Annotated in this window: 1 protein-coding gene; it reads left to right on the top strand. The window is 37.1% G+C overall.

The features are described 5' to 3' along the window. The first annotated feature begins 37 nt into the window (after window positions 1-37). Window positions 38-16,255 carry a hypothetical protein gene (locus ACKU4C_RS13110; RefSeq protein WP_321312696.1) on the top strand — a complete coding sequence of 5,406 codons (16,218 nt, stop codon included), beginning with the start codon at window positions 38-40 and terminating at the stop codon, window positions 16,253-16,255. Window positions 16,256-16,296 lie beyond the last annotated feature (41 nt).

Here is a 16,296-nt window from a genome sequence, read left to right as displayed (position 1 = left end):
ATAAGATGGTAGTAGATAAAACCGCAAAGGATCTATGATGAAACTGATTATAAGACATATAAATGGTGAACTAGAAGAAAAATTAGTTACCAATGGAATGGAATTGAAACCTTTAGAGGGTGAACAATTCTACTTCTTAGGGGCTGACAAATATACTTTCTCTCTTGCAAATGAAGAAGAAACAATTAAGCTATTTTTACTTGAAAATGGGCAGAGATACGAAGTTTCTTTAGACAATATGGCAGGGCTTATAAAGAATAATAAGCCTGATGATATATTTGCTTTAAATACAGCATTAGGTGTTTCTGCAACAACTGATGGTGAAAAAGAAATTTTAGAAGCAGTTTCTAATCCAGAATTTAAAAGCGGTGAAATTATTGAAGCATTAAAAGAGAGCTTAGCGGTTAGTTCTCTTGCAGACTTAGATGGTTCAATCATAGATAACTTTGGGGCATTAGTAGAACAATTAGATGCAGCAGCAGCTGGTGAAATCTTAAGTGATGGAACATTATTTATTGAAGATGATACAACACAAGATGCAACTCCTGCAGAGACTACAGAAAGAGGTATTAGGCTAGAGTCAGACAGTGATACAGATAATGATACAGATATAGACACAGACACAGACACGGATACAGATACGGACACAGACACAGACACAGATACGGATACAGATACAGATACTGATACTGACACTGATACGGACACTGACACAGATACAGATACGGACACAGATACAGACACAGATACGGATACAGATACGGATACAGATACGGATACAGACACAGATACAGATACAGATACGGACACTGACACGGATACAGATACGGACACTGATACGGATACGGATACAGATACGGACACAGACACAGATACAGATACTGATACGGACACAGATACAGACACAGATACTGATACAGACACAGATACAGACACAGATACAGATACAGATACAGACACTGACACAGATACAGATACAGACACAGATACTGATACGGATACTGATACGGATACAGACACAGATACAGATACAGACACAGACACTGACACAGATACAGACACTGACACAGACACAGATACAGACACTGATACAGACACAGATACAGATACAGACACAGACACTGATACGGATACGGACACTGATACAGACACTGACACAGATACAGACACAGATACTGACACAGATACAGACACTGACACAGATACAGATACTGATACGGACACAGATACTGACACAGATACTGATACAGATACAGATACTGATACGGACACTGACACAGATACAGATACAGATACGGACACAGATACAGATACAGATACAGATACTGATACAGACACAGATACGGATACAGACACAGATACGGACACAGATACAGACACAGATACAGACACAGATACTGATACGGATACAGACACAGATACGGATACAGACACAGACACTGACACAGATACAGATACTGACACAGATACAGACACTGACACAGACACAGATACAGACACAGATACAGACACTGATACTGATACTGACACAGATACAGATACTGATACGGATACAGATACTGACACAGATACTGATACAGACACAGATACAGACACAGACACAGATACAGACACAGATACAGATACAGATACTGATACAGACACAGATACAGACACAGATACGGACACTGACACGGATACAGATACTGATACAGATACAGACACAGACACAGATACGGACACTGATACAGACACAGATACGGACACTGACACGGATACAGATACTGATACAGATACAGACACTGATACAGATACTGATACAGATACAGACACAGATACAGACACAGATACGGACACTGACACGGATACAGATACTGATACAGATACTGATACAGATACTGATACAGATACAGACACTGATACGGATACAGACACAGACACAGATACTGACACTGACACAGACACAGATACTGACACTGACACAGACACAGACACAGATACTGACACAGATACAGATACTGACACAGATACAGATACTGACACTGACACAGATACCGACACAGACACAGACACAGACACTGATACGGATACGGACACTGACACAGATACAGACACTGACACAGATACTGACACTGATACGGACACTGACACAGACACAGATACAGACACAGATACTGATACGGATACAGACACAGATACAGATACAGATACAGATACAGATACAGACACTGACACAGACACTGATACAGATACAGACACTGACACAGATACAGACACAGATACAGATACAGACACGGATACAGATACTGACACTGACACTGACACAGATACAGACACTGATACTGATACGGACACAGATACTGATACTGACACAGATACAGACACAGACACTGATACTGATACCGACACAGATACCGATACTGACACAGATACGGACACAGATACGGATACAGATACGGATACAGATACTGATACTGACACAGACACTGACACGGATACAGACACAGATACCGACACTGACACGGATACAGATACAGACACAGACACAGACACTGACACAGACACAGATACTGATACAGACACAGATACGGATACTGACACTGATACAGATACAGACACTGATACAGATACAGACACAGATACAGACACAGATACAGATACGGACACTGACACAGATACAGATACAGATACTGATACAGATACGGACACTGACACAGATACTGACACTGACACTGATACAGACACAGATACTGATACGGACACTGACACAGATACTGACACTGACACAGATACGGATACAGATACGGACACTGACACAGACACAGATACAGATACAGACACGGATACGGACACAGACACTGATACGGATACAGACACTGATACGGATACAGATACAGACACAGATACGGATACTGACACAGATACGGATACAGATACGGACACTGACACGGATACAGACACGGATACAGATACGGATACAGATACGGACACTGACACAGATACTGACACTGATACGGACACTGACACAGATACGGACACTGACACAGATACGGATACAGATACTGACACTGATACGGACACTGACACAGACACAGATACAGATACAGACACGGATACGGACACAGACACTGATACGGATACAGATACAGACACAGATACGGATACTGACACGGATACAGACACAGACACAGATACGGACACTGACACGGATACAGATACAGACACAGATACGGATACTGACACGGATACAGATACTGATACAGATACAGACACTGATACGGATACAGACACTGATACGGATACAGACACAGACACAGATACGGACACTGACACGGATACAGATACAGATACAGACACTGACACTGATACGGACACTGATACGGACACAGATACAGACACTGACACAGATACAGATACAGACACAGACACAGATACAGACACTGACACAGATACAGACACTGACACAGATACAGACACAGATACAGACACAGATACTGATACAGACACGGATACAGATACTGACACTGACACAGATACAGACACTGATACTGATACGGACACAGATACTGACACGGATACAGACACAGATACCGACACTGACACGGATACAGATACAGACACAGATACGGATACTGACACGGATACAGACACAGACACAGATACGGACACTGACACGGATACAGATACAGACACAGATACGGATACTGACACGGATACAGATACTGATACAGATACAGACACTGATACGGATACAGACACTGATACGGATACAGACACAGACACAGATACGGACACTGACACGGATACAGATACAGATACAGACACTGACACTGATACGGACACTGATACGGACACAGATACAGACACTGACACAGATACAGATACAGACACAGACACAGATACAGACACTGACACAGATACAGACACTGACACAGATACAGACACAGATACAGACACGGATACAGATACGGACACTGACACGGATACAGATACTGATACAGATACAGACACTGATACGGATACAGACACAGACACAGATACGGACACTGACACGGATACAGATACTGATACAGATACAGACACTGATACGGATACAGACACTGACACGGATACAGATACAGATACAGACACTGACACTGATACGGACACTGATACGGACACAGATACAGACACTGACACAGATACGGACACAGATACGGACACAGATACGGACACAGATACGGATACAGATACTGATACTGACACAGACACTGACACGGATACAGACACAGATACCGACACTGACACGGATACAGATACAGACACAGACACTGACACAGACACAGATACTGATACAGACACAGATACGGATACTGACACTGATACAGATACAGACACTGATACAGATACTGACACAGATACTGACACAGATACGGATACAGACACAGATACTGACACAGATACGGATACAGACACAGATACAGATACGGACACTGACACAGATACAGATACTGACACAGACACAGATACTGACACAGATACAGATACGGACACTGATACAGACACTGACACGGACACAGATACAGATACAGACACTGACACAGACACAGATACTGACACTGACACAGACACAGATACTGACACAGATACAGATACAGATACAGATACAGATACAGACACTGACACAGACACTGACACAGACACTGACACAGATACAGATACAGATACAGACACTGACACTGATACAGATACTGACACTGATACGGACACTGACACAGACACAGATACAGATACAGACACGGATACGGACACAGACACTGATACGGATACAGACACTGATACGGATACAGATACAGACACAGATACGGATACTGACACGGATACAGATACTGATACAGATACAGACACTGATACGGATACAGACACAGACACAGACACTGACACAGACACAGATACTGATACAGACACAGATACGGATACTGACACTGATACAGATACAGACACTGATACAGATACTGACACAGATACTGACACAGATACGGATACAGACACAGATACTGACACAGATACGGATACAGACACAGATACAGATACGGACACTGACACAGATACAGATACTGACACAGACACAGATACTGACACAGATACAGATACGGACACTGATACAGACACTGACACGGACACAGATACAGACACTGACACAGACACAGATACTGACACTGACACAGACACAGATACTGACACAGATACAGATACAGATACAGACACTGACACAGACACTGACACAGATACAGATACAGATACAGACACTGACACTGATACAGATACTGACACTGATACGGACACTGACACAGACACAGATACAGATACAGACACGGATACGGACACAGACACTGATACGGATACAGACACTGATACGGATACAGATACAGACACAGATACGGATACTGACACGGATACAGATACTGATACAGATACAGACACTGATACGGATACAGACACAGACACAGATACGGACACTGACACGGATACAGATACTGATACAGATACAGATACTGATACAGATACAGATACAGACACTGACACTGATACGGACACAGATACAGACACTGACACAGATACAGATACAGACACTGACACAGACACTGATACAGACACTGACACAGATACAGACACTGACACAGATACAGACACAGATACTGATACAGACACAGATACTGATACAGACACGGATACAGATACTGACACTGACACTGACACAGATACAGACACTGATACTGATACGGACACAGATACTGATACTGACACAGATACAGACACAGACACTGATACTGATACCGACACAGATACCGATACTGACACAGATACGGACACAGATACGGATACAGATACTGATACTGACACAGACACTGACACGGATACAGACACAGATACCGACACTGACACGGATACAGATACAGACACAGACACAGATACTGATACAGACACAGATACGGATACTGACACTGATACAGATACAGACACTGATACAGATACTGACACAGATACGGATACAGACACAGATACAGATACTGACACTGACACAGACACAGATACTGACACAGATACAGATACAGATACAGATACAGACACTGACACGGATACAGATACAGATACAGACACTGACACTGATACGGACACTGATACGGACACAGATACAGACACTGACACAGATACAGATACAGATACAGACACTGACACAGATACAGACACTGACACAGATACAGACACTGACACAGATACTGATACAGACACGGATACAGATACTGACACTGACACTGACACTGATACTGATACGGACACAGATACGGACACAGATACGGATACAGATACTGATACTGACACAGACACTGACACGGATACAGACACAGATACCGACACTGACACGGATACAGATACAGACACAGACACAGACACAGATACTGATACAGACACAGATACGGATACTGACACAGATACAGACACTGATACAGATACTGACACAGATACGGATACAGACACAGATACGGACACTGACACAGATACAGATACTGATACAGACACAGATACTGACACTGACACAGACACAGATACTGACACAGATACAGATACAGACACTGACACAGATACAGATACAGATACAGACACAGATACAGATACAGATACAGATACAGATACAGATACAGACACTGATACAGACACTGATACAGATACAGACACAGATACAGATACGGACACTGACACAGATACTGACACAGATACGGATACAGATACGGACACTGACACAGATACTGATACTGACACAGATACAGATACAGATACAGATACAGACACTGATACAGATACTGACACTGATACGGACACTGATACGGACACTGATACGGACACTGACACAGATACTGACACTGATACGGACACTGACACAGATACAGATACTGACACAGACACAGACACAGACACAGACACAGATACGGATACAGATACTGATACAGATACAGACACGGATACAGATACGGACACTGACACGGATACAGATACTGATACAGATACAGACACTGATACGGATACAGACACAGACACGGATACAGATACTGATACAGATACAGACACTGATACGGATACAGACACAGACACAGATACGGACACTGACACGGATACAGATACAGATACAGACACTGACACTGATACGGACACTGATACGGACACAGATACAGACACTGACACAGATACAGATACAGATACAGACACTGATACGGACACTGATACGGACACAGATACAGACACTGACACAGATACAGATACAGACACTGACACAGATACAGACACTGACACAGATACTGATACAGACACGGATACAGATACTGACACTGACACTGACACAGATACAGACACTGATACTGATACTGATACGGACACAGATACGGACACAGATACGGATACAGATACTGATACTGACACAGACACTGACACGGATACAGACACAGATACCGACACTGACACGGATACAGATACAGACACAGACACAGACACTGACACAGACACAGATACGGATACTGACACTGATACAGATACAGACACTGATACAGATACTGACACAGATACGGATACAGACACAGATACAGATACGGACACTGACACAGATACAGATACAGATACTGATACAGACACAGATACTGACACTGACACAGACACAGATACTGACACAGATACAGATACAGACACTGACACAGATACAGATACAGACACTGATACAGATACAGACACAGATACAGATACGGACACTGACACAGATACAGACACAGACACTGATACTGATACCGACACAGATACCGATACTGACACAGATACGGACACAGATACTGATACTGACACAGACACTGACACGGATACAGACACAGATACCGACACTGACACGGATACAGATACAGACACAGACACAGACACTGACACAGATACTGATACAGACACAGATACGGATACTGACACTGATACAGACACTGATACAGATACTGACACAGATACTGATACTGACACAGATACAGATACCGACGATGATATTGATGCAGAGTGTGATATTAACTTTGTAGATGAAAGTACAGGTGATAATGATACCCCATCTAGTATGCCAGGTATTTCTAATGTTATTGTTTGTATGAGTGATGGTACATTAGTTAAAATTGATAATTATGAAGATGACATAAAAAATTATAATGATCCTCAACAGTACTTTGCTGATCTTGAAGCTAAAATTCCTGGAAGTGCTACAGTTGTTGATTATATTATTAAAGCTTCAAGTGATAGTTCATCTCATGGTTCAGAGTATTGGGATAAAGATGGAAACAATATTGATCTTCCATTTGATGTAGATTGGATTGATTGGAATGATCTTAAATTATTTGGAGGAGTAAAAGTTGATTATGAATTCTTGCAAAGTTCATTATCAAGCGATGGTTCAGTAGGTGGAGATAATACAGGTAATAATCAAATAGTTACGGGAAATGTATTATTAAATGATGAAAATGCTGATGTTGTTACTCAGATAGTTATGGATGGCGTTGTGACAAATGTACCTCAAGATGGTACAACTGTAGATGTTATAACAGAATATGGAACATTAACTATTGATATGTATGGTAATTATTCATATACAGTTAATAATAGTCTAGATGAAGTTGATGCAATGAAAGATGGGGATATGATTATTGATAATATCACTTATGTTGCATCAAATGGAACACAGAGCGATGAGGCTACATTAAATATAGCAATAAATGGTAAAACAGATGGAACAGAGCCAGATATATATCCTTATACAGATGAAGATAATACTGCTAATGTTGTTGGTTCAGAATCTACAACTGTTACAATCGATATAAGCAATGTTACAAATACAAATCTTGGATATAGTGTTAAAGCTTATAGTAATATAAATGATTTATCGACAGAAGTAGATGTATCTACTGTAACTGGAACAAATCATGATGGATTTGGAGTAAAAGGACTTCCTGAATCAGAAAATACAAATGTAAATCCAGCAAATGAATCTGAAATAGGTTATGATGCAAATGATAATATATCAGAAGGGATTGTTGTAAGTTTTGATGATGATATAAGTAGTATAGATGTTTCATTTGGATGGATCCACTCTTATGACAGTGGCGATGGAGATGGTGAACATGCACTAATTGAATTTTATAAAGATGGTGTAAAAGTAGGAGAATCTATAGATTTCTATAAATCTTCTTTCACAGATACAGTAGATGGTCCATTTACATTTGAAACGACAAATGGAGAAAGTTTTGATGAAGTTAGATTCTCAACTATAGGTGAAGGAGATGATTATCTAATTAACTCGTTAACATATACAACTATTTCTAATGCTGCTGATGCTGAGTGTGATGTAGTTATTGCAAAAGAAGAAGGACATGAATGGGTAGGTGTAGATAATAATACTCATACTACAAATTCTCCTATTGAAGGTATAATTGCATCTGGTAATATATTATCAAATGATGAAAATGTTACTAGTATAACTGAAGTTACTATCAATGGAGTAACAACAGCAATACCTCAAGATGGTTCAACAGTTAGTATAAATACTGCATATGGAACAATAACGATCTCTAGCAATGGAGATTATACATATCAAGTAGATGATACAAATACAACAGTAGATGAAATGAATATAGGTGATTATATTGTTGATAAAATAGAATATGTATCATCAAATGGAATAGATAGTGATGATGCAGCAGTTGGTATTATTATAAAAGGTACAGATGATGCTCCTATTATCGAATCTATCTCAGGAAATGATCAACCAATTCACACAGTAAATGGTTTATTAGATATAGATGGTGATGGAAATGGTGATGTTGTATCACCTAATGATTTACTTGATAGAAATGGAACGCCTGTGTTCCCAACTAATAATGGTAATATAGAAATAGATATGGGAGATGGTAGTTCAAGTCTTTCAATAGATTACTTCGGTGGAAATGCAAGTTATACAAATGCATTTGGTTACTATACTGTAGATGAAAATGGAAATTATGAAGCTCATATTATCTATACTGATACAGGAGATATGGATGGTGATGGAAGTAATTATGATAAATTCTTAGATGGAATAAATTTAGGAACGTTAACAAACCTAAGTGGTGAAATTGGATTCTTTATTATTCCAAATGGAACAAGTTTAGGAATTACAACATCTTCTTCTGTAACATATGATGATGTAAATGGTTGGCAAGTTGATGGAAATAGTGTAAATGCATATGCTACAGATAATGATCTATCAACAGATGGTAAAGATCATGCTGTTATGACTGTAAACCCAGATGGAGGATTAACAATAGGTTTTGAAGATCAATCTATAGGGGATAAAGATTATGACGATTTTGTAATTACAATTTATCCTTGTGAAACTTTAGGAAGTGCTACTCAAACAGTATTACTAGAAGAAGATTTTGAAGGTATAACAAAAGATTGTAAAGATTCTAACTTTAATAAAGATTGGTATGTTGATCATGGTACTTATGGAGATGATGTTTTAGTAAGTGATGATCAAAATGAATGGCAAATGAATGATTCAGGTGTTGAAGTAAGAGTTGATGGTGGAGTACATGGTTTAGAAACTGCAAATGATTCAGATACTTATATTGAATTGGATTCTCATACTAAGGGAGTTAATAGCAGTATAACTACTGAAGTTGATTTAGGGGATTCAAATGATGGATTTACATTAACATTTGATTATGCACCAAGACCTGGCAATGAGAATAGTAGTGATATGCAGTTTACTTTTGCAGGATATACTGTAAGTATAAATGTAGATAGTGCTGGAAATGTTACAATAGATGCCCCTTCAGGAGTTGAAGCTTCAATTGAACCAAACGGAGATTGGTATTCTATTACTGCAACATATTCAAATGTTACAGGTGATTCAGCTACATTATCTTTTGAGTCAACTGGAAATGCAGATACATTTGGTGCATACATGGATAACATCAAACTTGTTGGAACAGACTATAGTAATGAAAATACAATATTAACAGATATATCTTTATCTGATGTAGATGATACAAATTTAGAAAGTGCAACTATAACATTAACTAATTATCAAGTTGGTGATGTAATTAATACAACAGGTTTACCAAGTGGAATTACAATAGCAAGTAATAGTGTTGATGGAAATGGTAATTTAGTTGTTGAATTAACTGGTACAGCAACAAAAGCTGATTATGAGTTAGCATTAGAATCTCTTACTTTTGAATCATCAAGTGAAAATAGAACACCAAGAGAATTAGAGTTTGTAGTATTTGATGGTGATAAATATAGTAATACAATGGAAGTTACTATTGATATAGGTGGATGTGAATTAAATACTTACAGTAAAGCTGTATTAAATATTGTTGGACCAGAAACTGTTATGGAAGGTGATGATGCAGAAGGTTATAAAGTAACTATAGATGAAGCACCGGAAACAGATTTGATTGTAACTGTAGTAACTGGACATATTACAACTCAAGATGGTGATTATATAGCACTTACAAAAGATGTTACCATAAAAGCAGGAGAAACATCATCAGAAGAATTTAGTGTTACAACAAATAATGATACAGATGCAGATAGTGGTGAAAAATATAGTGTAAGTATCACTTCTACAAGTGGTGGAGGATTTGATAAAGTAGAGATTGGAGTAGGAAGTGTAACAACAACTATTCTTGATAATGATTCAAATCTTTCAATAGCAGATACTGCCGCAGTAGTATCAGAAGAAGGTTTAGATGATGGTATTAAAGATGATTATCAAGAAGCTTCTGATTATACAGGAGTAGATTATACTGATGTTACAGATTCAAGTAGTTATTCAGGAAATATTAACATTACAACTAATGGTACAAATGAAAACACTATAGAGATTGATTTATCATCATTGCCAACAAACTTAAGTTCAAATTCTGAAACAATAGTTTGGTCTTATGATATATCATCTGGAAGTGAGAATAAAGCAGTTGCTATAGGTTCAAACTCTGAGGGTGAAGTTATAAGAGTTGAGTTAAATAGTGGAAATACTACTGTAAATACACAAGGTACAAGTGCACCAAGTACAGTATCTTATGAAGTAACAATTTCACAACCTCTTGATCATCCAGTAAATAGTACAGAAGATACTGTATCTTTTGACTTTGATGTAACATTATCTGATGGAGTATACACGCCAGCAACAGGTACAATAAGTGTAACAATAGAAGATGATATGCCAACATCAAGTGATGCCTCAATTGAAATCAATGTATCTTCTCAACCTGTAAACTTAGTATTTACATTAGATATCTCAGGAAGTATGGGACAAAGTGGAGATAGATTATCTAAAGCTATTGAAGCTATAGAAGATTTAGTTGCAGAATATGAATCTCAAGGAAAAGAGGTTTATACACAATTAAATACTTTCTCTACTACAGCTCAAACTCCTGTTTCAGGTTGGTTAGATTCTGAAACATTAAGTACAGAGTTAGCTAAATTATCTTCAGGTGGTTATACAAATTATGAAGCTGCATTAGAACAAACAGAAGAAAACTATACTACCCCAACAAATGGTGGAAACACATATGTTTACTTCTTATCTGATGGAGTTCCTACAGTAGAACTAGAGGATAGAACTTCAAATCCTGATGATACAACTTATGGATATAGACAAGATTGTATTAATGGTGTAACTTACAATACAGGATATTTAGATGCGAATAGATTAGAAGCATGGGAAGATTTTATAAGTAATTCAGCAAATAACATTGCAAATGTTTATGCAATTGGAATAGATATGGATTCTGATACATATTTAAAATTAATCTCTTCAAATGCATCAGTAGTTGATTCAGATAATTTATCAGCTAATCTAATTGGAACTGTTGTAAATGAAACTGGATCATTAGACTTTAGTTTTGGTGCGGATGGACCAGCAGATGATTTAGCCTTTACTTGGGAAACTCCAGTTGTAACAGGAGATGATAGTTCATCTATTTCTTGGAATATTATAGGTGGAACATTGTTAGTTGGAACAATTGCTGGTGAGGTTGTTATTAAAGTAGAAGCTACAGATATTGATACAGATAATCCTCAATATAAAATTACTAATTTAGATAGTGGAATTGATATTGATAATATATCTATCCCTTATAAAGTAACAGATGGTGATGGAGATAGTGTAACATCTACATTAGATATTACAGTTAATACACCAACTATTATTGAAGATACAAATGTGATTCTTTGTGAAGACAATGTTTATACATTTACAATGAATGACTTTGATAATGATGCAACATCAATAAGAATTGAATCATTACCATTGCTTGGAGTATTAAAAATTGATGGTGTAGAAGTAGAATCAAGTGATTTACCACTTGAAATTTCTAAATCAGATATAGAAGGTGGAAAACTTACATTTACACCAGATATAAATGATTCGGGAAGAGATGAATACAATACGACTGGTTTAGGAGACCAAGAAAGTGATTATGCAAGATTTGAATTTAGTTCATCAGATGGTTCATCATGGAGTAGTAGTTCAACTGTTACAATCGATGTATCTCCTGTAGCAGATGCACCTACTTTAGATATAGAAGGTACAATTACAACTACAACTACAATAGATATAACAAATGTAAATGATACAACTGGTGGATATAGTGTTAAAGCATATGACATCAATGGAAATGAAACCTCAGTTTCTATTGTAACAAATACTAGTCATAATGGTATTGGAGTTGATGGAACAACTTATGGTGGAGCAAACCAAGGAGATGAAAACGAAATTGGTTACGATACTAATAGTTCAAAATCTGAATCATTAGTTGTAAACTTTGACAATGAAGTAACAAGTGTTGATATATCATTTGCTTGGAAACATGGATACGATTATTCATCATATTCAGGTGAAACTGCCGTAATTGAATTCTATAAAGATGGAGTGAAAGTTGGTGAATCAATTACTCATAATGGAGGAACTGATACAGTAGATGGTCCTTATACTTTCCAAACAACAACAGGTGAAGAGTTTGATGAAATTAGATTCTCATCTTATGGTGAAGGTGATGATTATTTAATCCATGAAATTACATACAATGAAGTAGTTACAAGTGAAAGTGAACTTACTACACAAGCAGGAGAAACTATAGAATTAAATATCTCTTCTGCATTAACAGACTTAGATGGTTCAGAAAGCTTAGCTAGATTAGTAATTGATAACTTACCAGAAGGTACAATAATCTCTGATGGTACAAATGAATTTACTTCATCAGGTACAAATGATTCAGTAGATGTATTATCTTGGAATTTAAGTTCTATTTCATTAACTTTACCAAGTGGAATTGATGAAGGAAGTTATGAATTAAGTATTAAATCTACATCTGAAGAGAGTTTAAAAGATCAATTGGACGGAACAGTTGCTTGTCCATTAGAAGCAGATACTGAAAAAACATTTACAATAATTGTTGAAGAGGTTACAAATCCTAATGCAAATACACCAATTGCAGATATAGAGGTTGAATATTCAAAAACAATTACAACAAATGAAGTGTGTACTACAGGACAAGATTTAGGAGGAATAGTTGATTACTTAAATAATGGTTCTAGTGCCGTTAATGCTTCAACAATAATTGATTTAATTGAAGATCAAAATGGTAATACAGCTAATGTAAGTCAATATACGGATCCTAAATATGATGATAATTTAGAGTTCATACATGAAGGTGAAAATGATTTATTAATGCATAAAGATGCTTCTTATTGTGGAAAACAAGTTATCGATATAGAAGATATAGATTTAAAAGATTCTGCTACTTATACAGGAGCAACCGCAACAGTAATAGATAGTGACGACTTTATGAATTCATATAAAATGTCAGATAATAATACAACTGAAGTAATAGTTAAAAATGGATTAGGTGTTAATGATGCTATTGAAGGTACTTCTGGAAATGATATAGTTATTATTGATGGTGATATGGGAGAAGGAACAGGAACAAAAGTTATACCTGGTGATGGTAATGATCTTATTGCAATTTTAGGGGATATTCATGGTGGATATGTAAATGCTGATGGTGGAACTGATATTTTATATCTAGGAAAAGACGCTTCTCATTACGAAATTGTTTGGATTAATTTCCATGAAGACTTTGATGGTCAAATAAAAGATTTAGATACTGGAAAAATCTTAGGATTTAATAATATTGAAGGTATTGCATTTGGTGATGGTTCAGGTATTAATTGTAATACAACAAGTACTACAACATATCAATATATTGTAAGTATTAGTGCAGCATTAGCAGATGTAAGTGCTGATGAGACATTATCTGTAGTTATTAGTGGTGTACCAACAGGTGCAACATTGAGTAGTGAAGTTTATACTTTAGTTGATAATGGTGATGGTACATGGACAGTTACAGTACCAAATTCAGATACATCAATTAGTGATGACAACATTATAATGGAAGTTCCAAGTGATACTGGAGATTTCAATATCTCTGTTACTGCAACTGCAACAACAACTGATGGTACTACAGCTGAATTTACAGATATTGAAGCTGTTTCAGATGATATTGATGCAGATGAAAGTATAAGTAGAATATTTGATATAACAAGTGATATAACTACGGGATCAGGTGAGGATGAAATATCAGCAGGTGATGATATAAGATATTACGCAGATATTAATACTGGTGCTGGAGATGACACAATTAATGTTGGAGATGATATAAAATATCATGCAAATATTAATACTGGTGCAGGTGATGATATCATTAATGTTGGAGATGATATAAAAGATAATGTTAAAATTGATACAGGTTCAGGAGATGATATAATAAATCTTGGAGATGAAATTACAGGTTCAGCACATATAGATATGGGTGATGGATATGATACTTTATCTTTAGATGATGAAGATACTATCGATTTAGTAGATATTGCGCAAAGAATTGATAATATAGAAGTTATTGATTTAGATAATGAAAAAGACCAACATTTGAAAATATATATTGATGAACTTGATGATATTGATGATATTGTAGATATAACAGATAGCGATAACGATTCCTTAATAATAAAAGGAAATGATGGAGATTCAATTGAGTTTAATGATTCTGATACTTGGAATAAAGCTACAGACAAAACTCAAATTGATGGTGAAGATGGTGAATTCTATGAATACACAAGTTCAACTAATCCAAATATTTCTATCTTTATTGAAGATCAAATAGATACTGATTTATAATTTTAAATAAAAGAGGTTTTTACCTCTTTTATATATCAAGG

This window comes from Halarcobacter sp. (genome assembly GCF_963676935.1).
GTDB lineage: Bacteria > Campylobacterota > Campylobacteria > Campylobacterales > Arcobacteraceae > Halarcobacter.
Note: the sequence above shows the minus strand (reverse complement) of the source record. Positions and strands in the feature narration are given on the sequence as shown.

Bases quoted from the DNA above. Each gene is read 5' to 3' on its own strand.
- ACKU4C_RS13110 (WP_321312696.1), top strand. From the start codon at position 38: ATGAAACTGATTATAAGACATATAAATGGTGAACTAGAAGAAAAATTA.